Origin of the sequence: uncultured Paracoccus sp., assembly GCF_947496875.1 — a bacterium.
Lineage (GTDB): Bacteria > Pseudomonadota > Alphaproteobacteria > Rhodobacterales > Rhodobacteraceae > Paracoccus.
Genome location: NZ_CANMEH010000003.1, coordinates 292,892 through 312,850 on the forward strand (window position 1 = coordinate 292,892; position 19,959 = coordinate 312,850).

16 protein-coding genes and 1 riboswitch are annotated in these 19,959 nt (G+C 66.3%); of the genes, 8 read left to right on the plus strand and 8 right to left on the minus strand.

Annotated features, from left to right (window positions below; genetic code table 11):
- Nucleotides 1-129: 129 nt before the first annotated feature.
- The 3 genes from carB to Q0938_RS05880 all read left to right on the plus strand — a co-directional run bounded on the left by carB (nt 130) and on the right by Q0938_RS05880 (nt 5,740).
- The gene (gene carB, locus Q0938_RS05870) at nt 130-3,468 is read left to right on the plus strand and encodes a carbamoyl-phosphate synthase large subunit (RefSeq protein WP_299360208.1); all 3,339 of its coding nucleotides are present in this window, start codon (nt 130-132) and stop codon (nt 3,466-3,468) included.
- Between the two features lie 61 nt (nt 3,469-3,529).
- Nucleotides 3,530-4,351 (plus strand): hypothetical protein, encoded by an 822-nt coding sequence (locus tag Q0938_RS05875; protein ID WP_299360209.1) that lies wholly within the window; start codon nt 3,530-3,532, stop codon nt 4,349-4,351.
- Between the two features lie 45 nt (nt 4,352-4,396).
- On the plus strand, nt 4,397-5,740 hold the full coding sequence (locus Q0938_RS05880) for a serine protease (RefSeq protein ID WP_299360210.1): 1,344 nt from the start codon (nt 4,397-4,399) through the stop codon (nt 5,738-5,740).
- Nucleotides 5,741-5,780: 40 nt separating this feature from the next.
- Here the strand turns inward: Q0938_RS05880 and Q0938_RS05885 are convergent, their stop codons facing one another.
- On the minus strand, nt 5,781-6,284 hold the full coding sequence (locus Q0938_RS05885) for a BrnA antitoxin family protein (RefSeq protein WP_299360211.1): 504 nt from the start codon (nt 6,282-6,284) through the stop codon (nt 5,781-5,783).
- 284 nt (nt 6,285-6,568) lie between these two features.
- Here Q0938_RS05885 and Q0938_RS05890 point away from each other — a divergent pair, with 284 nt between their 5' ends.
- Nucleotides 6,569-7,633, plus strand: coding sequence for an FAD-dependent oxidoreductase (locus Q0938_RS05890; RefSeq protein WP_299360212.1), 1,065 nt, complete (start codon nt 6,569-6,571; stop codon nt 7,631-7,633).
- Between the two features lie 10 nt (nt 7,634-7,643).
- Here the strand turns inward: Q0938_RS05890 and Q0938_RS05895 are convergent, their stop codons facing one another.
- Genes Q0938_RS05895 through Q0938_RS05905 form a run of 3 tightly spaced genes read right to left on the minus strand, consistent with a single transcriptional unit; the run spans nt 7,644 to nt 10,913 of the window.
- Nucleotides 7,644-8,339, minus strand: a complete 696-nt coding sequence (locus Q0938_RS05895; RefSeq protein ID WP_299360213.1) for an ATP-binding cassette domain-containing protein — start codon at nt 8,337-8,339, stop codon at nt 7,644-7,646.
- Nucleotides 8,329-9,936, minus strand: coding sequence for a thiamine/thiamine pyrophosphate ABC transporter permease ThiP (locus Q0938_RS05900; RefSeq protein WP_299360214.1), 1,608 nt, complete (start codon nt 9,934-9,936; stop codon nt 8,329-8,331). The genes Q0938_RS05895 and Q0938_RS05900 overlap by 11 nt, the downstream gene beginning before the upstream one ends.
- Nucleotides 9,912-10,913 carry a thiamine ABC transporter substrate binding subunit gene (locus Q0938_RS05905; RefSeq protein WP_299360362.1) on the minus strand — a complete coding sequence of 334 codons (1,002 nt, stop codon included), beginning with the start codon at nt 10,911-10,913 and terminating at the stop codon, nt 9,912-9,914. Before Q0938_RS05905 ends, Q0938_RS05900 begins: the two co-directional genes overlap by 25 nt.
- Before the next feature lie 35 nt (nt 10,914-10,948).
- A riboswitch (TPP riboswitch) is annotated at nt 10,949-11,056 on the minus strand.
- Between the two features lie 130 nt (nt 11,057-11,186).
- Between Q0938_RS05905 and aroC the strand changes: the two genes are divergently transcribed.
- Complete coding sequence (gene aroC / locus Q0938_RS05910; RefSeq protein ID WP_299360215.1) at nt 11,187-12,287, plus strand: chorismate synthase; 1,101 nt, start codon at nt 11,187-11,189, stop codon at nt 12,285-12,287.
- Between the two features lie 141 nt (nt 12,288-12,428).
- Entirely contained in the window at nt 12,429-13,799 is a 1,371-nt protein-coding gene (locus Q0938_RS05915; protein ID WP_299360216.1) for a glutamate--cysteine ligase, read from the plus strand.
- Between the two features lie 20 nt (nt 13,800-13,819).
- Here Q0938_RS05915 and Q0938_RS05920 read toward each other — a convergent pair whose 3' ends face one another.
- From Q0938_RS05920 to Q0938_RS05935, 4 genes are read right to left on the minus strand one after another with little or no spacing between them, the layout of a single operon-like run.
- Nucleotides 13,820-14,113, minus strand: a complete 294-nt coding sequence (locus tag Q0938_RS05920) for an HPr family phosphocarrier protein (RefSeq protein WP_299360217.1) — start codon at nt 14,111-14,113, stop codon at nt 13,820-13,822.
- The gene (locus tag Q0938_RS05925) at nt 14,110-14,529 is read right to left on the minus strand and encodes a PTS fructose transporter subunit IIA (protein ID WP_299360218.1); all 420 of its coding nucleotides are present in this window, start codon (nt 14,527-14,529) and stop codon (nt 14,110-14,112) included. Before Q0938_RS05925 ends, Q0938_RS05920 begins: the two co-directional genes overlap by 4 nt.
- A 28-nt stretch (nt 14,530-14,557) precedes the next feature.
- Nucleotides 14,558-15,508: an RNase adapter RapZ gene (rapZ, locus tag Q0938_RS05930; RefSeq protein WP_299360219.1), complete on the minus strand. Its 951-nt coding sequence runs from the start codon at nt 15,506-15,508 to the stop codon at nt 14,558-14,560.
- Complete coding sequence (locus tag Q0938_RS05935; protein ID WP_299360220.1) at nt 15,509-15,943, minus strand: serine kinase; 435 nt, start codon at nt 15,941-15,943, stop codon at nt 15,509-15,511.
- Between the two features lie 178 nt (nt 15,944-16,121).
- Here Q0938_RS05935 and Q0938_RS05940 point away from each other — a divergent pair, with 178 nt between their 5' ends.
- Entirely contained in the window at nt 16,122-17,717 is a 1,596-nt protein-coding gene (locus Q0938_RS05940) for a phosphoenolpyruvate carboxykinase (protein ID WP_299360221.1), read from the plus strand.
- A gap of 212 nt (nt 17,718-17,929) precedes the next feature.
- On the plus strand, nt 17,930-19,888 hold the full coding sequence (locus Q0938_RS05945; RefSeq protein ID WP_299360222.1) for a protein meaA: 1,959 nt from the start codon (nt 17,930-17,932) through the stop codon (nt 19,886-19,888).
- The last annotated feature ends 71 nt before the right edge of the window (nt 19,889-19,959 follow it).

Below are 19,959 nucleotides of genomic sequence, written 5' to 3' on the forward strand. Positions count from 1 at the left end.
CCTGCGCCTGTCCCGCAGCGTCGCCGCGCCCGGTGGCCGCGGGTTTCCCCCGCCACGCCCTTGCGCCCGGGCAGCCGCCGTCTATAAACCCGGACGATTTCACGCCGCGATGATCCGAGGGGGCTCTCCATGCCGAAACGTACCGACATTTCCTCGATCCTGATCATCGGCGCCGGCCCCATCGTGATCGGGCAGGCCTGCGAATTCGACTATTCCGGTGCCCAGGCCTGCAAGGCGCTGCGCGAGGAAGGCTACCGGGTCATCCTGGTGAACTCGAACCCGGCCACGATCATGACCGATCCCGGCATGGCCGACGCCACCTATATCGAGCCGATCACCCCCGAGGTGGTCGAGAAGATCATCGCCGCCGAACGCCCCGACGCGCTTCTGCCGACGATGGGCGGGCAGACCGCGCTGAACACCGCGCTGGCGCTGGCCGATGCCGGGGTGCTGCACAAATACGGGGTGGAACTGATCGGCGCGCAGCGCAGCGCCATCGAGATGGCCGAGGACCGCAAGCTGTTCCGCGAGGCGATGGACCGGATCGGCCTGGAAAATCCCCGCGCCACCATCGTCGCCGCGCCGAAGCTGCCGACCGGCAAATACGACATCGCCGCCGGCGTCGCCCAGGCGATGGACGCGCTGGAAGAGATCGGCCTGCCCGCGATCATCCGTCCCGCCTACACGCTGGGCGGCACGGGCGGCGGCGTCGCCTACAACCGCGACGACTACGAGGCGATCGTCCGCTCCGGCCTCGACGCCTCGCCGGTCGCGCAGGTGCTGATCGACGAAAGCCTGCTGGGCTGGAAGGAATACGAGATGGAGGTGGTGCGCGACCGCGCCGACAACGCCATCATCGTGTGCTCGATCGAGAACGTCGATCCGATGGGCGTGCATACCGGCGATTCCATCACCGTCGCCCCGGCCCTGACCCTGACCGACCGCGAATACCAGCGGATGCGCTCGGCCTCGATCGCGGTGCTGCGCGAGATCGGGGTCGAGACCGGCGGCTCGAACGTGCAATGGGCGGTCAACCCCGCCGACGGCCGCATGGTGGTGATCGAGATGAACCCCAGGGTCAGCCGCTCCTCGGCGCTGGCCTCCAAGGCGACCGGCTTCCCGATCGCCAAGATCGCGGCCAAGCTGGCGGTCGGCTACACGCTGGACGAGCTGGACAACGACATCACCAAGGTCACGCCGGCCTCCTTCGAGCCCTCGATCGACTATGTCGTGACCAAGATCCCCCGCTTCGCCTTCGAGAAGTTCCCCGGCGCCAAGCCCGAGCTGACCACCGCGATGAAATCGGTGGGCGAGGTCATGGCGGTCGGCCGCAGCTTCCATGAATCGCTGCAGAAGGCGCTGGCCTCGCTGGAAACCGGCCTGACCGGGCTGGACGAGATCGTCATCGAGGGCGCGGCCGAGGAAGGCCGCCCCGCCTTCGTCAAGGCGCTGTCGTGCCAGACCCCGGACCGGATCCGGATCATCGCCGAATCCATGCGCGCCGGCCTCTCCGACGACGAGATCGGCGCCGTCACCGCCTGGGACCCGTGGTTCCTTGCCCGGATCCGCGAGATCGTCGACGCCGAGCACGAGATCCGCCACCACGGCCTGCCCGCCGACGACGCGGGGCTGCGGCGGCTCAAGATGCTGGGCTTCACCGACGCCCGCATCGCCCATCTCACCGACCAGACCGAGACCGCCGTCCGCCGCGCCCGCCGCGCCCTGGGCGTCACCCCGGTCTTCAAGCGCATCGACACCTGCGCGGCCGAGTTCGAGGCCCAGACCCCCTACATGTACTCCACCTACGAAGCCCCCGCGATGGGCGACGTGGAATGCGAGGCCCGGCCCTCGGACCGCACCAAGGTCGTGATCCTCGGCGGCGGCCCCAACCGGATCGGCCAGGGGATCGAGTTCGACTACTGCTGCTGCCACGCCTGCTTCGCGCTGACCGACGCCGGCTACGAGACCATCATGGTCAACTGCAACCCGGAAACCGTCTCCACCGACTACGACACCTCGGACCGCCTCTATTTCGAGCCGCTGACCCTCGAACACGTCCTCGAGATCCTCCGCGTCGAACAGGACAACGGCACCCTGCACGGCGTCATCGTCCAGTTCGGCGGCCAGACCCCCCTGAAACTCGCCCAGGCCCTGCAGGCCGAGGGCATCCCGATCCTCGGCACCACCCCCGACGCCATCGACCTCGCCGAGGACCGCGAACGCTTCCAGCACCTGCTGACCGAGCTGGGCCTCAAGCAGCCCGTCAACGGCATCGCCCGCTCCCCCGACGAGGCGCGCGAGATCGCCCGCGCCGTCGGCTTCCCGCTGGTCATCCGCCCCTCCTACGTGCTCGGCGGCCGGGCCATGGAAATCGTCCGCGACATGGATCACCTCGACCGCTACATCACCCACGCCGTCCAGGTCTCCGGCAACAACCCGGTCCTGCTCGACAGCTACCTCGCCGGCGCGATCGAGGTCGATGTCGACGCCCTCTCCGACGGAAACGACGTCCACGTCGCCGGCATCATGGAACATATCGAGGAGGCGGGCGTCCATTCCGGCGACAGCGCCTGCTCGCTGCCGCCCCACACGCTCGACGCCGCCACCATCGAGGAACTCAAGGTCCAGACCGTGGCCATGGCCCGCGCCCTCAACGTGGTCGGGCTGATGAACGTCCAGTTCGCGATCAAGAACGGCGACATCTACGTGCTCGAGGTCAACCCCCGCGCCTCGCGCACCGTCCCCTTCGTCGCCAAGGCCACCGACAGCGCCATCGCCTCGATCGCAGCTAGACTGATGGCGGGCGAGCCGCTCGCCAACTTCGCGCTCCGCGCCCCCTACCCTGACGGCATCGGCCCCGACACGCCGCTGCCCTATGCCGACCCGCTGACGCTGGCCGATCCAGTCACCCCCTGGTTCTCGGTCAAGGAGGTCGTGCTGCCCTTCGCCCGCTTCCCCGGCGTCGACACCCTGCTGGGCCCGGAAATGCGCTCGACCGGAGAGGTGATGGGCTGGGACCGCAACTTCGCCCGCGCCTTCCTCAAGGCGCAGATGGGCGCCGGCACCCACCTGCCGCATTCCGGCCGGGTCTTCGTGTCGGTCCGCGACGCCGACAAGACCCCCGACATGGCCGCCGCGATGCGCGACCTCACCGACATGGGGTTCACCCTGATCGCCAGCCGCGGCACCGCCGCCTTCCTGCAGGAAGCGGGGGTCGAGGCGCAGACCGTGAACAAGGTGTACGAGGGCCGCCCGAACATCGTCGACCGCCTCAAGAACGACGAGGTCGCGATGGTCCTGAACACCACCGAGGGGCCGCAGGCCGTGGCGGATTCCCGGGACATCCGCTCGGTCGCGCTCTACGACAAGATCCCGTATTTCACGACGGCCGCCGGCGCGATCGCCGCGGTGCAGGCGATCCGGTCACGGGAAGAGGGCGAGGTCGGGGTGCGGACATTGCAGGGGTGAAATTGGTGCTTTGAGAATAGGTTGATTCGCGTTAACATTACTCACGCAAAAAAGATGATGGGTGACCAGAATGGATCGTCGTTCTCTCATCGGCGGAGCGGTTATGTCTTTTTGCATATCGCATGTTCCGGCGTTCTCGCAGACAGCAGTAGCATCAGAGGAATTTCCGGAGATAGTTGGTGATCTTCCGCCGCTACCAGAAGACCTCGCGGAATTTGCGGCGATGGAGCCCGCGCAATACATACGTACAGAGGAGGTTGGATCCGGACGTCCCGACGACTCCGAAATGAAGCGCGCCTATGAGATTTTGCTGAACTCTCCCTACGGCAAACCGCCGCACGAAGTAGCCTCCTACTTCCTTGATCTCAAGGGTGCCGATGCCAAGTTCCGCCGGGAATGGCCGATACGCGCAAATCCCGTGATCTACCATTTCTTCTCGGCAACTCACACCCGTCCACTCGGTGACGTAACACCTTGGTGTGCTGCTGCTCTGAACTGGTTCATGCTACGCGCGCACGCCACCAGCAAAGACCAGATTGGCGTTGCTCCCGCCGGGTTCTCAAAATCCGGCAAAGCTTTCACTCCTGAGCAATTAAGTAAGTATTCAACGCGAAGCGCTTCATCTGGTTCGTTCCGCTGCCTCAAAAAGACACAGCAACCCGAGAAGGGAGACATTCTGGTTCTTGCAAACAAGGGTACCTTGGGATTGAGCCCCAAATGCATCGGCTCAGGGCATGTCGCGTTCTTTCTGAAAATGGACGGCGATCGGGCGCATGTTATTGGTGGCAACCAGTCGCAGCGCGGCAGCAACGGCGCAATTACCGAGGCGAAATTTAATATCGGCCCAGGCTCACGGTTCTTCTCGTTTGTTCGTCCGCTTTGATGGCTGCTGGCACTGATGATGAGTGTTCGAACGTCAACGGTCGCAATGGTAGCCGCTATCACCTTGCTGGAAGCTGTTCCGGCTAATAGTCAGTCGTTAGACTGGGTGCGACCGTCAATCTTGAAAATCAATGTCCAAACCGATGAAATAGTTCCGGAGGTCAATGGTCACGGAGATATTTGCCCGAGTGAAGGAACTGCTGTTATCGTAGGAGACCGTTACGCGGTAACTGCAGCCCATGTAGTAACGCGAGACAAACGCTGCGGTAATATTAAGCAAATCATCGGCAGGTCATTTCTTACGCAAAACCAAGGCCAGCCAATCGTAATGGATTTGCTGGCTACGTCGGGCGCCGATGTTGCGGTTCTCGAACTTTCTGATGCAACAATCCCGCTTAATTCATGCGAAAATTCGGCGTGTTACTGCGCAATGAAGGCGTCACCGGCAGACTTAATCCATGCACAAGAAGTCCTGCGGTTTGGAATTGCCGCAACCTTGGAAAGGATAGAACCGCGCAAAGGAACCATTGCTCCGGGGTCAAACGGATTCTACGAACTGGAACTCTCATCGAAAGATGGGTTTAGCGGCGGCCCGGTGATGCTTACTGAGGGCGCGCTCATTGGCATCATGTCCCGGAACGTCGACGCAGCCGATCAACTCACCTACGTTACACCAGTTAAACAGGTTAGATCACTTCTCGTCAAGAAAAATGTTGGCGACCCAAGCCATGCCGAGTTATGCAACCCCCTGCTTTTAGGCAATTATGAAGTGCCAGGAATAAGAATTGTCGAGACAGATAGCTCAACCAAGATCAACATCGAGTTCGAGCGCGAGGTCAGTAAGTATGGCGCTGGCACCATCAATGCAATCAGGTCGGTGGCGGAAGGCTATCTGGACGGGCCGATATTGATACAGAGCACTTCTGGCACGACGCTTACACTGATAGCAGCGAAAACGGTCAATTACTCAGCGACTTACGATAACGAGAGCCTCACCGCGGACGCGACCACAACCACGGTAGCGACCGACTCTGCCTCAGTAGCGACTGACTATGCCGCCGATCCGGACTATGAAGCAGGGGCTAGCGCTGCGGGCACCAGCGATGCCCAAGGAGCCACGGACACTGGCGGTGCCCCAGAGGGCACTCTGGCCACCAGTGCCTCACCCTCCGACTCAGACCCCATGTCGCCGGAAACTACGACATGGCGGTGCCGTGGTCTCACGGGTTTTAACGACTCAGTATGCTCGGAGGACATCAGCAGCGCGCCAAGTTTCGAAACTGATAGCGTGTTGGAGCCAATGGTAAATGAGTTTGAAGCCCTTTCTTCTAAAATTCGTGACGAAGTTGGTCGGACCTTGCGCTCTGGTGCGATCGAGGAACTGCGTTGAGTTCTCCTTCGGCCGGAGAGCTGCTAATCTTGCCCCTCCCTCACCGCTGGTTCAGCAGCCACGCCTCCGTGTCCTTCTGCCAGGCGCGGCGCTCCTCGCCGATCGGCACCCCGGGCTCGTCGCTCATCTCGCGCGGGCCATCCTCGCCCATCGGCTCGTAGATCTTCTGCGTCTCGCCCCAGCCGGGTTTTTTCCCGTCCAGCCCCGCCTCGCCGCGGCGCTTGAAGTAATCCATCGTCTCCGCCCCCCGCAGCAGCCCGGCCAGCCGCGCGTGCATCCAGCCGCGCAGCACCTCGTTCATTCGCCGCGTGTGGCCGCGCCCCTGGGCGCGAAAGAACTTCACCACGTCCTCGTCCACCATCAGCGTCACCCGCACCCGGCGATGCTCGGTGCGCTCCGCCGCCACGTCGTGCCAGTGCTCGGGGATCCGCCCCTCGGTCAGGATCTTCTGGTGCAGATCCCATTCCAGCCGCCGCATCACGTCGGCCATGTAGTGATAGTTCACCCGCCGCGCCGCCTCGGCCCGCGTGATCCGCTCCGTCATTCCACTTGCCCCATGCCGTCCCCCGTCCCCACCCGCCCGACCTGCTGCCCGCCATCCTGCTGCGCCCCATCTGCAGGACAGGCAGCCGTCCCCCGTCGCCCGGATCGGCCGCTCACGGCGTTCCGGGCTGGGGTCAAACTGCCCGCCCGGGATTAACCCCGGCTGAACGCAGCGCACGCAGAAAACTGCATGAACCATGCGTGAACGATGCATGAACATCGCAACGGAAATCACCGGACCGGCGGCGGGGTTGACGCTGCCGCCCGGCATGGCACACAGCCCCCATGCACAGCGACATCCTGATCATCGGCGGCGGCATCGCGGGCGTCTCGGCGGCCGCCGAACTCGCCCCCCACGCCTCCGTCATCCTGCTGGAATCAGAAGGAAATCTGGCCCACCACGCCTCCTCGCGCTCGGCCGCGCTCTACGAACCCTATTACGGCCCGGCCCCCGTGGTGGCCCTCTCGCTCGCCTCGGCCGAGGCACTGGCCCCGTTCCTCACCCCCCGCGGCCTGCTGCTGGTCGCCGCCGAAGGCCAAGCCGCTGAATTCGCAGCCGAATCCAACGCCTTCCACCTCGACAAGATCACCCCCGACCATGCCGCCACGCTGTTCCCCCCGCTGGACCCCGCCCGCATCCGCGCCGCCGCGCACGGCACCCACGCCAGCGACATCGACACCGATCAACTCCTTCAATCCTATGCGAAATCCGCCCGCGCCCACGGCGCCACCCTGCACACCGGCCACCCCGTCACCGCCCTCACCCGCCGCCCCGGCGCCTGGACCGCGACCACCCCCCGCGGCGACTTCACCGCCCCCACCCTGATCAACGCCGCCGGCCCCTGGGCCGACGAAATCGCCACCCGCGCCGGCCTCGCCCCCCTCGGCCTCACCCCCCACCGCCGCTCGATGGCCCGCATCCCCGCCCCCGACGGCATGGACCCCACATCCTGGCCCATGACCTTCGGCGTGGACGAAACCTGGTATGCGAAACCCGATGCCGGCGCCCTGATCGTGTCCCCGGCAGACGCTGATCCGACCCATCCCCACGACGCCTGGGCCGACGACATGGTCCTCGCCGAAGGCCTCGCCCGCTACGAGGCGATGACCCGCCACTCCGTCACCCGCCTGCTGTCCAGCTGGGGCGGCCTGCGCACCTTCGCCCCCGACGGCATTCCCGTCTTCGGCCCCGACCCCGCCGATCCCGATTTCATCTGGTTCGCCGGCCAGGGCGGCTACGGTTTCCAGTCCGCCCCCGCCGCCGCCCGCCTCGTCGCCGACACCGTCCTGCGCCGCCCCGTCGATCCCGCGCTCGCCCAGGCGCTCACCCCCGCCCGGTTCCGCCGCTGACCCCCGGTGGTCAGCCCAGATAGGCGCGCAGGCCGGGCGGCGGATTGTCCAGCAACGGGCCGGTCGGCTGCGGCGGCGCCGCGACGCCCTCGTCGACCACGATGGTCAGATCGGCAAAACGGCGCGCGTCATCCGGGTCATGCGTCACCATCAGCACCGTGGCGTTGCCGTCCCGGGCAATGCCGGCGACCAGGTCCAGCATCTCGTCCTTCAGGGCCGGTCCTAGTGCAGCGAACGCCTCGTCCAGCAGCAGGATCGGACGGGCGCGCAGACCGACTCGCGCCAGCGCGACGCGCCCCTGCTGCCCGCCCGACAAGGCGGCCGGGCGCCGTCCGCCCATCCCCGCCAGCCCGACCGACTGCAGTGCCGCAGCCACCGCCGCATGCTGCGCCGGCGTCAGCCGCAAATCCGGACGCAGCCCCAGCGCGACGTTCTGTGCGACGGTCAGATGAGGAAACAGGTTCTGGTCCTGGAACAGGATCGACACCGGCCGCTCGCCCGGGGGCAGCGGCGCCAGATCACGCCCCTGCCACAGCACCGCGCCGGCATCGGGGCGCAGGAACCCCGCGACCAGCGCCAGCAGGGTGGACTTGCCGGATCCCGATGGCCCGATCACGGCAACCCGCGCGCCGGCCGGCACGGTCAGGTCGGCGCGCAGGGTGAAATCGCCCAGGGTGACGCGGGCTGCACGAAACTCAAGCGTCATCGTCACTGCCACCCAGCCGGCGGCCAAGCCGGTCAAAGATCCAGAACAGCGCCAGGCTGATCGCCATCAACAGCACCGCGGCGCCGGCGGCGTCCTGCATGCGATAGCGGCCCATCAGCAGGTAGAGCTGCATTGGCAGGGTGGTGCGGTCGCTGTCGGCAAACAAGGTGATCACGCCCAAATCCCCCATCGCAAGCGCCGCCGCCAACCCGCCGGCAAAGCCCAGCGGTCGTGCAAGCCGCGGCAGGGTCAGCACCCGCAGCCGAGCCCAGCGCCGCAGCCCCAGAGAGGCGGCGAGCCGGCCATAATCCGCCTGCACCGTGCGGGCGGCCGGGATCAGCGCCCGCAGCGCAAAGGGCAGCGCCATGATCGCGTTGATCAGCACCGTGACCGGCAGGGCCAGCGTTTCCGGTCGCACCCACTCGCGCACCAGCAGGTAGATGCCGGTCCCCAGCACCAGCGGCGAGGCGACCAACGGCAGCATCCCCGCGATCTCGATCCAGCGGTTCCGACCCCGGTCCAGCGCCAGGGCGAGCGCGACCGACAGCACCAGGGTCAGCGCCGCCGACCCCAGCGCCATGAGCAGGGACCGTGCCGCCGCAGTCCATACATCCGCCGGCAGCGCCCCCAGCGCCGGCAGCCCGGGCAGGATCACCGCGGCCATCGGTCCGATCAGGAACGCCGCGGCGAGTGCGATCGCAGCGACGTCCGCGCCCACCCGCCAGCCGGCCGGCCCGCGCAGGGCCGCACCGCCCCCCATCCCCGCGCCGAACCCGGGCGGCAGGGTGACGCGCGCGGCAAGCAGGATCGCACCCAGGCTGATCGCCACCTGCACGAGCCCCAGCGTGGCGGCACGCCCCAGGTCGAAGTCGAAGCGGAACGCCTGATAGATCGCCAGTTCGACCGTCGTCGCACGCGGCCCGCCGCCCAGCGTCAGCGCCACCGCGAAGCTGGTCAGGCAGACCATGAAGATCACCAGCCACACGCCGGGCAGGACCTCGCGCAGCATCGGTCGCTCCAGGTGACGACCGATGTCCCGCGGCGAAAACCCCAAGCTCTCGGCCAGTCGGATCCGTTCGCCCGGAATTCCCTGCCAGCCCTGCAGGATCAGCCGGACGGCCAGCGGGATGTTGAAGAACACATGGGCCAGGACGACCCCTTGCCAGCCATAGATCGAAAAGCGCGGCAGACCCACGGCCTGCAGAGCGGCGTTCACCAACCCCTGCCGTCCGAAGATCTCGACCAGGCCCATGATCGCCACGATCACCGGCAGGATGAACGGCGCGCCGAGCAGCAGGATCAGCGCGCCCCGGCCGGCAAAGCTGCGCCGGGCCAGCGCCCGGGCGACCGGCACCGCCAGCGCGGCCGACAGGCTCGCCGACAGGGCCGCCTGCCACAGCGTGAACCAGATCGCGCGCAGATCCCACGGGCCCAGACCCGACAAGCCGCGCGCCGTCCAGGCAACGGCCGCGAGCGTTCCCAGGATCAGGACCGCCAGAAACCCGGCGACAACGGCGCCGGCACCGCCGCCGGGGATTTCCCCGGCAACTGGTCCGCTCCAGCGCCGCGGGATCAGCCGGCGAACGCCCGTAGCCATGCGTCAAGCGCCGGCTGGCGCAACGCCTCGGCCTGCTCCTCGGGATAGAAGAAGGTCTTTTGCGGTCGCGGCAGGTCACGAAACGCCTGCGGCAGCTGGTCGGCCGGCAGCCTGGCCGGATAGGACCAGTTGCCTTCCGCGATCATCCCCTGGAAGTCGGGCGACAGAACGTAATTCATGAATTGCTGCGCCAGATCCGGCTGGTCGGACCCTTTCAGCCGCGCGACAAGTTCCACCATGAAGTAGTGCCCCTCGGGAAAGATCGCCGCGTGCTTGGTGCGGTCATCCTCGGCCACGATGTGATAGGCCGGCGACGTGGTGTAGGACAGGACCATATCGGCCTCGCCCCGGGTGAACAGCCCGTAGCTTTCCGACCAGTCCTTGGTGACGGTCAACACCTTGGGCGCGAGCTTTTCCCACGCCTGTTCGGCATCCTCGCCGAACACCGCCGTGACCCAAAGCAGCAGCGCCAGTCCGCTGACCGACGCACGAGGGTCCTGGATGACGATCTTCAGGTCGTCGGGGGCGTCCAGCAGCGCCTGAAAACTGTCCGGCGGATCGGGAAGGCGGGTTTCGTCATAGACAAACGCTGTCTCGCTCCAGTTGAACGGCAGGAAGATCTCGTCGGTCCATTCGATCGGCAGGGTCAGGGTCGCCACGTCCTGACCGTGCGGGGCGAACAGCCCGGTTTCGCGCGCTCTGGCGGTCTGGTCGGTGTTCAGACCGATCACGACATCGGCGCGGGTGCGTTCACCCTCCATCAGGATGCGCGGCAGCACGTCGCCGGTCATGAACTGCAGATCGCATCCGCAGGTGTTTTCGAACCCGGCCTCGATCCCCGGGCCCGGCCCCCACTCGCTGGCGAAGTAATCGGGCGCATAGACCGTGAACTCCGGTCCTTCCGTCGCCTGCCCGCACTGCGCCGACAGGCTGCAGGCCAGCACGACTGCCAAGGCCACTGGTGAGCGATACGCCATCATCGCGGTCCTCCTTTGCGACGGATGACGGAGAGAAGGAGCAGCAAAACCTTTCCCTCCGCCGGTGCAAGCCGGATCAGGTTCGACGGGTTCGCGACCGCAGCCGCATCTCAGCCCGATGATAGGCACCCCGAGGTAGGCTGACCATGGCGCGGGCCCGGCATCCGCGCAACCCCGATCTTTCCGGCGACCGGCCCCTCGCCCGCCGATCCTTGCCGCACCGCGTCCGCCCGGCTATCGCAGGCCGAGATCGCACAGGATGGACCCGGACAGATGAGCGTCAACACCTTCGGCCGCATGTTCCGCTTTACCACCTGGGGGGAAAGCCACGGGCCCGCACTGGGGGCGACGGTCGATGGCTGCCCGCCCGGCATCCCCCTGACCGAGGCCGATATCCAGCCGCTGCTGGATCGCCGCCGGCCGGGCCAGTCGCGGATGACGACGCAGCGCCAGGAAGCCGACGCGGTGCGGATCCTGTCGGGCGTGTTCGAGGGGCGCACCACCGGCACCCCGATCCAGCTGATGATCGAGAACACCGACCAGCGGTCCCGCGACTATGGCGAGATCGCGCAGGCGTTTCGACCCGGTCACGCCGACATCACCTACCACCAGAAATACGGGGTCCGCGACTATCGCGGGGGTGGCCGATCCAGCGCCCGGGAAACCGCGGCGCGGGTCGCCGCCGCGGGGGTCGCGCTGGCGGTCCTACGCCAGCTGGTGCCGGACCTGCGGATCACCGGCTACATGGTGCAACTGGGCGCGCTGCAGATCGACCGCGCCCGCATCGACCTGGACGAGATCGGGCGCAACGACTTCTTCTGCCCCGATCCGAAAAGCGTCGCGGCCTGGACCGAGCATCTGACCGCCATTCGCAAGGATCAGGACAGCATCGGTGCCGTGGTCGAGGTGGTCGTGCAGGGCTGCCCTCCCGGCCTCGGTGCGCCGGTCTACGCCAAGTTGGACACCGACCTGGCGGCCGCGATGATGTCGATCAACGCGGTCAAGGGCGTCGAGATCGGCGAGGGCATGGCCGCCGCCGCGTTACGCGGCAGCGAGAACGCCGACGAGATCCGCATGGGCCCGGCCGGTCCGGTCTATGCGTCGAACCACGCCGGCGGCATCCTCGGCGGGATTTCGACGGGACAGGCCATTCTGGTGCGCTTTGCCGTCAAGCCGACCAGCTCGATCCTGACACCGCGGCAGACGATCAATGCAGCGGGTGAGGAGATCGACCTGGTCACCCGGGGCCGTCACGATCCCTGCGTCGGCATCCGCGCCGTGCCGGTGGCCGAGGCAATGGCCGCCTGTGTCGTGCTGGACCACCTGCTGCTGGACCGGGGCCAGACCGGCGGGGTGCGCGGCGAGATCGGCTGACACCGACGCGGTCCGGCTGCGCTTGACGCGGCCGGGGCGCCGGTCCGCTGCAACGCAGCTGCGGATGCACCCGGCCTGGCCGCCTTGACACGCCCTGCCCCCCGGTTCACCTGTCGCGGGTCACGACGGCGAGAGGCCACCATGTCCATTCCTCAACAGGGCGGCGGCCCGATCGAACGGCGCGAGCAACTGGCCGAATACATCTCCTCGGGCGAAAAACCCGTGAATGACTGGCGGATCGGTACCGAGCACGAGAAGTTCGGCTTCTGCTGGGACACGCTGACGCCGCTGCCCTATGACGGCCCACGGTCGATCCGCACCATGCTGGAAGGCCTTCGCGACCGCTTTGGCTGGACCTCGGTCATGGAAGGCGGCCACATCATCGGCCTGGAACGGGACGGGGCCAACGTCTCACTGGAACCGGGCGGACAGCTGGAACTGTCGGGCGCGCCGGTCGAGACCATCCACCAGACCTGCGACGAGGTGAACGCCCATCTCGCCGAGGTCAAGCAGGTCGCCGACGGCATCGGGGCGGGGTTCATCGGCCTGGGCGCCGCGCCGATCTGGACGCAGGACCAGATGCCGATGATGCCCAAGGGCCGCTATGCGCTGATGACGCCCTACATGGAAAAGGTCGGCACGCTGGGCACCCAGATGATGTACCGGACCTGCACCGTGCAGGTAAACCTGGATTTCGCGTCGGAAGCCGACATGGTGCAGAAGCTGCGGGTCGGGCTGGCGCTGCAGCCGGTCGCCACGGCGCTGTTCGCCAATTCGCCCTTTCTGGACGGACGCCCGAACGGGATGAAGAGCTGGCGCAGCCACATCTGGCAGAACCTGGACGAGGCGCGTACCGGGATGCTGCCCTTCGTGTTCGAGGACGGGTTCGGTTACGACCGCTGGGTGGACTACGTTCTCGACGTGCCGATGTACTTCGTCTATCGCGACGGCCGATATATCGACGCGCTGGGTCAGTCGTTCCGCGATTTCCTGAACGGCCGCCTGCCCGCGCTGCCGGGCGAGGTGCCGACCCTGTCGGACTGGGCCGACCACATGACCACCGCGTTCCCCGAGGCTAGAGTCAAGAAATACATCGAGATGCGCGGCGCCGATGGCGGACCGTGGCGGCGGTTATGCGCGCTGCCCGCGCTGTGGGTCGGGCTGCTTTACGATCAGGGCGCGCTGGACGCCGCATGGGATCTGGTCAAGGATTGGGATCACGACACGCGCGAAGGGCTGCGCCGGGCGGCCTCGCGCGACGCGCTGGCGGGGCAGGCGAACGGCGTAAAGCTGCGGGAGTTGTCGCGTGAAGTGCTGGACATCGCCGAGGCGGGGCTGCGGGCACGCGCCCGGCCCGGCGCCGGTGGCCTGATCGGGGATGAGACGCATTTCCTGAATGCGCTGCGCGAGGCCGTTGACACGGGCCAGACCCCGGCGGACGAGCTGCTGGCCAAGTACCATGGCGAATGGCAGGGCGACCTGACCCGGATCTATCCCGAATACGCCTACTGAAGACGCGGTCAGTTCCGCCGTTACATGCCTTCGCCGAAACAGTCGGCGACCAGCGCCTGCAGCGCATCAGCCAGTTCCCCGGCCTGCGGTCCGGTGGTGGTGACGGTGATCGTGCTGCCCCGCGACGCCGCCAGCATCAGCAGGCCCATGATGGAATCCCCGGATACCCGCTCGCCATCCTTTTCGATGGTGGCTGTCGCGTCGAATTCTTCGACGGTTTCCACGAACCGGGCGGAGGCGCGCGCGTGCAGGCCTTTCTCGTTGATGATCCGCAGATCCCGGGTGACCGCGTCCGGCGGCCCCTCCGCGCTCAAGTCCCCGCCCATTGCAGAGGACCGGCATCGGCAGACAGGTCATAGCTGTTGATGTATTTGCGCCCTGCATCCTTGGCCAGCGACACCGCCTCGGGGACCGGCAGGTGGCGGGACTTGGCCAGCTTGACCAGCATGGGCAGGTTCGCACCGTAAAGGATCATCCGCTGCCGCTCGCTGCAGGCGAGGATCGACAGGTTCGACGGCGAACTGCCGAACAGGTCGGTGACGACCACGACACCCTGGCCGCGGTCGACGGCATTCGCGGCATCGCAGATTTCCTGCTGCTTGGTCGCGCGGTCATGGTCGTCTTCCATGGTGATGGCGCGAACGCTCGACTGCGGGCCGACGACGTGTTCCACTGCGGCGAGATATTCGCGCGCCAATCCGCCATGCGCGACGATGACGATTCCGATCAAAGACTTCCACCACATGCAGCCGCGCGGATCATGCCGGCCCCGCGTCGCGGGCCGGCCGAGCCGAAACCGCAGGGGCCGTCGTGCGGCGTTCCAGTTCTCGATGACGTTTTGACACCTGCCAGCCGGCCTGTGCAAGCGCAACGGCCATGTTTTCCGTCAATGTGACGGAACGATGCTGTCCGCCCGTGCAGCCAAAACCGATCGCCAGGTGCGATTTCCCCTCCTCGACCTGTGCGGGCAGGGCAAACAGGATGAGGTCGCGAATCCGTTCGAAGAATTCGGCGTAGCGTGGATCGTTCATGACGAAATCACGCACCGCCGCATCACGACCGTCCAGCGGGCGCAGCGCCTCCACCCAGTGCGGATTGGCCAGGAACCGACAGTCGAACATCATGTCGATGCCCCGCGGAACCCCGCGCTTGTAGCTGAATGACTGCACCGAAAGGGTCAGCCCCGCACCGGGTCGCGGATCGAAGAACCGCACCAGCTCGGCTCGCAAATCGTGCGGCGACAGGTCGGTCGTATCGATCAGCACGTCGGCGCGCGAGCGGATCGATGCGAGCAGGTCGCGCTCGGTCAGGATCGCCGCAACGGGTGAACCTTCCTCGGACAACGGGTGCCGGCGCCGGGTCTCGTTATAACGCTGGACCAGCCGATCGGTGTCGCAATCGAGATACAGGACCTCGCAATCATGCGCGGGGTCGCGCGTCAGCCGGTCGATCAGCTCGATGACGTTGGCGGCCGAGAATTCCCGGTTGCGCACGTCTAGTCCCAGCGCCATGGGCGTGGGCCGACTGCGACCGTCCAGCAGGCGCGGAACCAGCGACAAGGGCAGGTTGTCGATAGCCTCGTAGCCCACATCCTCGAGCGCGCGGATTGCCGTGGAGCGCCCGGCACCAGAGGGGCCGGTGACCAGAACCAGCCGCTGGGCGTGCAGCTCGCCGTCGGTCTTGTGCTGCAAGGTGGCACCCTGCCCCATCTAGCTGTCCTGGTCCGCGCGGCCCGCAATCAGGTACTGCCGCAATGCAGCATGAAAATGTGGCTGGTCGGATCCGAGCACAAGAGGCAGACGGACCCCCAGCAGTTCACGGGTGCGACAGGGCGGCAGCCGCTGCTCTTCGGTTCGGCCCAGATCGACCACGAGCGCCAGGCGGGTCGGGCCCGCCGGCTTCGCCCGCAGGATACCGACCCCCCGCGCCTCCACGCAACCGCGCAGCGTATGGGGCGCGTCCGCGAGCACGGCGTCCCCTTCTCGCCACAGGCGCACCCGATCATCCGCGACCAGTTGCCCGCCCACGGCCATCAGCATCAGGCACAGCGTTGACTTGCCCGCACCTGCGGGACCGATCGCAAGAAGACCGTTCCCCGAAACCGATACCGCCGATGCATGCTGGACGATCGAATCATCTGTCATGCAGCGAGCTTGACGGATTTATGATTAACAAACGGCTGGATAACGGAAATTTTTGCACCTGTTTGCGATAACATAAGCTGGTGGCGCTAACGTACCCACCCCTGCGCTTCCTTCATCAATGGCTCATGCTATAGCCGGCCGGTGCGTTGCAGCCGCACCCATTCCACAGGAGCATAGTATGGCCGATACCCGCGTGAACCCCGCCTTCCGGCTCGAGGACCAGGGACTGCACGGGCTCGGGGCGGTGCATTATAACCTGCTGGAACCGGCCCTGATGGAAGCGGCGATCCGGCGCGCCGAAGGCCACCTGGGGCTGGGGGGCACCTTTCTTGTCAGCACCGGCGCCAAGACCGGGCGTTCACCCAAGGACAAGTTCGTGGTCCGGACGGCGTCGGTCGAAGACAGCATCTGGTGGGACAACAATGCCGCGATGGAGCCTGCGGCCTTCGATCGGCTGTACCAGGACATGGCCGCCCACATGCAGGGCAAGGAGTACTTCGTTCAAGATCTGTATGCCGGCGCTGATTCGGATCAGCGGCTGGACGTGCGTGTGATCAGCGAACTGGCGTGGCACAACCTGTTCATCCGGCATCTGCTGCGGCGGCCGGACCCTTCCGAACTGGCAAGTTTCACGGCCGACTGGACAATCATCAACTGCCCGTCGTTCAAGGCCGATCCGGCCCGGCACGGCTGCCGCAGCGCGACGGTGATCGCGATGAACTTCGACCGCAAGATGATCCTGATCGCCAACACCGGCTACGCGGGCGAGAACAAGAAGGCCGTGTTCACGCTGCTGAACTACATCCTGCCCGAGCGGGGGGTGATGCCGATGCACTGCTCGGCCAACCACGCGCCCGGCGACACCGACGACGTGGCGGTCTTCTTCGGGCTGTCCGGCACGGGCAAGACCACCCTGTCGGCGGACCCGTCCCGTGTGCTGATTGGCGATGACGAGCATGGCTGGTCCGACAAGGGCACCTTCAACTTCGAAGGCGGCTGCTACGCCAAGACGATCAACCTGTCCGCCGAAGCCGAGCCGCAAATCCACGCGACGACGACGCGGTTCGGCACCGTGATCGAGAACATGGTCTATGACCTGGTGACGCTGGAACTCGATTTCGAGGACAGTTCGATCACCGAAAACATGCGCTGCGCCTATCCGCTCGAGGCAATCTCGAACGCCTCCGCGACGGGGCTGGCCGGAGAGCCCAAGAACATCATCATGCTGACCTCGGACGCCTACGGGGTGATGCCGCCCATCGCGCGCCTGACACCGCAGCAGGCCATGTATCACTTCCTCTCGGGCTTCACCTCCAAGACGCCAGGGACCGAGGACGGCGTCATGGAACCGCAGCCGACATTCTCGACATGTTTCGGGGCGCCGTTCATGCCTCGCCGGCCCGAGGAATACGGCAGGCTGCTGGCCGAGCGGATCGGAAAGTCGGGTGCGACCTGCTGGCTGGTCAATACCGGCTGGACGGGCGGCCCGTTCGGAACCGGCAAGCGGATGCCAATAAAGGCGACTCGCGCGCTGCTGACCGCGGCCCTTGACGGGTCGCTGAACAACGCCGAGTTCCGCACGGACCCGAATTTCGGGTTCGAGGTTCCGGTCAGCGTACCGGGAGTCGACGACACGCTGCTGGACCCCCGGCAGACCTGGGCGGACGGCGCGGCCTATGACGCCCAGGCGGAAAAGCTGAAGTCCATGTTCCGCGAGAATTTCGAGCAGTACCTGGACAAGGTCGATGAGGACGTGAAGGCCGCCGCGATCTGAACGGTGCAGCAGCCGGCGCCGTGCTGGGGTTCGCCGACTTTGATCGCGGCCCAAGCACTGCGTCCTGCCGAGGCGGTTCGGGTAACTCCTGGCCGGCCCCTGCGACGGTCGGCGCGAGATTTTCCGCCGATGCCGCACCGCAGAGAATTGACGGCGCAACATTCCGTCCCTAATTCGGGTGCGCGAGGAATAAAGTTGCGGAAAGGGGTCGCATGAGGACCAAGGACAAACCCTGGCTGTTCAGGACCTACGCCGGACATTCGACGGCGGCCAAGTCGAACGCCCTTTACCGCAGCAACCTGTCGAAGGGGCAGACGGGGCTCTCCGTCGCTTTCGATCTTCCCACCCAGACCGGCTATGACAGCGACCACGTGCTGGCCAGGGGCGAGGTCGGAAAGGTCGGCGTGCCGGTCGGCCATCTGGGGGACATGCGGGCACTGTTCGACCAGATCCCGCTGGAGAAGATGAACACCTCGATGACGATCAACGCGACGGCCCCATGGCTGCTGGCGCTGTACATCGCCGTCGCCGAGGAGCAGGGCGCCGACGTGGCGCAGCTGCAGGGCACGGTGCAGAATGACATCATCAAGGAATATCTGTCCCGCGGCACCTATATCTGCCCGCCCAAGCCGAGCCTGCGGATGATCACCGACGTGGCCGCCTACACGGCCGAGCATCTTCCCAAGTGGAACCCGATGAACGTCTGTTCCTATCATCTGCAGGAGGCGGGGGCGACGCCGGAACAGGAACTGGCCTATGCGCTGGCGACGGGCATCGCGGTACTCGACGACCTGAAGGGAAAGGTGGATGCCGCCGATTTCCCTGCGATGGTGGGGCGGATCAGCTTCTTCGTGAATGCCGGCATCCGCTTCGTGACGGAACTCTGCAAGATGCGTGCCTTCACCGAGCTGTGGGACGAGATCTGTCGCGATCGCTACGGGATCGAGGAGGAGAAGTACCGGCGCTTCCGGTATGGCGTGCAGGTCAACAGCCTCGGGCTGACGGAGCAGCAGCCGGAAAACAATGTCTACCGCATCCTCATCGAGATGCTGGCCGTGACGCTGTCCAGGAACGCGCGGGCCCGGGCCGTGCAACTGCCCGCCTGGAACGAGGCGCTGGGACTGCCCCGCCCCTTCGACCAGCAGTGGTCGCTGCGCATGCAGCAGATCATGGCCTACGAGACCGACCTGCTGGAATTTGACGATCTGTTCGACGGCAACCCTGCCATCGCTGCCAAGGTCGATGAACTGAAGCAGCGCGCCCGCGACGAGTTGGCGACGCTCGACGCCATGGGTGGGGCGATCGCGTCCATCGACTACATGAAGTCGCGACTGGTCGAGGCGAATGCTGCGCGGCTGAACCGGGTCGAGGATGGCGAGACGATCGTAGTGGGGGTGAACCGCTGGCAACAGGGCGAACCATCGCCCCTGACGGCAGGCGACGGTGGCATCATGGTCGTCGACCCTGCGGTCGAGGCCGACCAGATCACCCGACTGGACGCGTGGCGCGCCAGCCGTGACAACGCGGCGGTCGAGGCCGCGCTGGCGCAATTGCGCGATGACGCGGCCGCGGGGCGCAACGTCATGCCGGCGTCGATCACGGCGGCAAAGGCGGGTGCGACGACCGGTGAGTGGGCAGGCGTCATGCGCGCCGTCCATGGTGAATACCGGGGTCCGACCGGTGTCTCCCCCTCGCCCAGCAACAGGACGGAAGGGCTGGAACCGATCCGCGAGGCGGTGGACGCGGTCAGCGCCAAGCTGGGCCGGAGGCTGAAGTTCGTGGTGGGCAAGCCCGGGCTGGATGGTCATTCCAACGGTGCCGAACAGATCGCCTTTCGCGCGCGGGACTGCGGGATCGACATCACCTATGACGGCATCCGCCTGACCCCGGAACAGATCGTCGCTGCCGCCCGCGACCAGTCCGCCCATGTGGTGGGGCTGTCGATCCTGTCGGGCAGCCACCTGCCGCTGGTCAGGGACGTCATCAAGCGGATGCGTGAGGCGGGGCTGGGTCATGTCCCGGTGATCGTCGGCGGCATCATCCCGGACGACGATGCGGTGCGACTGCGCGAGATGGGCGTGACCCGCGTCTACACGCCCAAGGACTTCGAACTGAACCGGATCATGATGGACCTGGTTGCGCTGGTGGACCCGCAGGAACAGGCCGCCTGACGCAGCTTTTGCCGCCGCGTCACTCGAAGCGATCTCTCTCCGGGGCCTGTCGGCACAATAGTGCCGCTTCG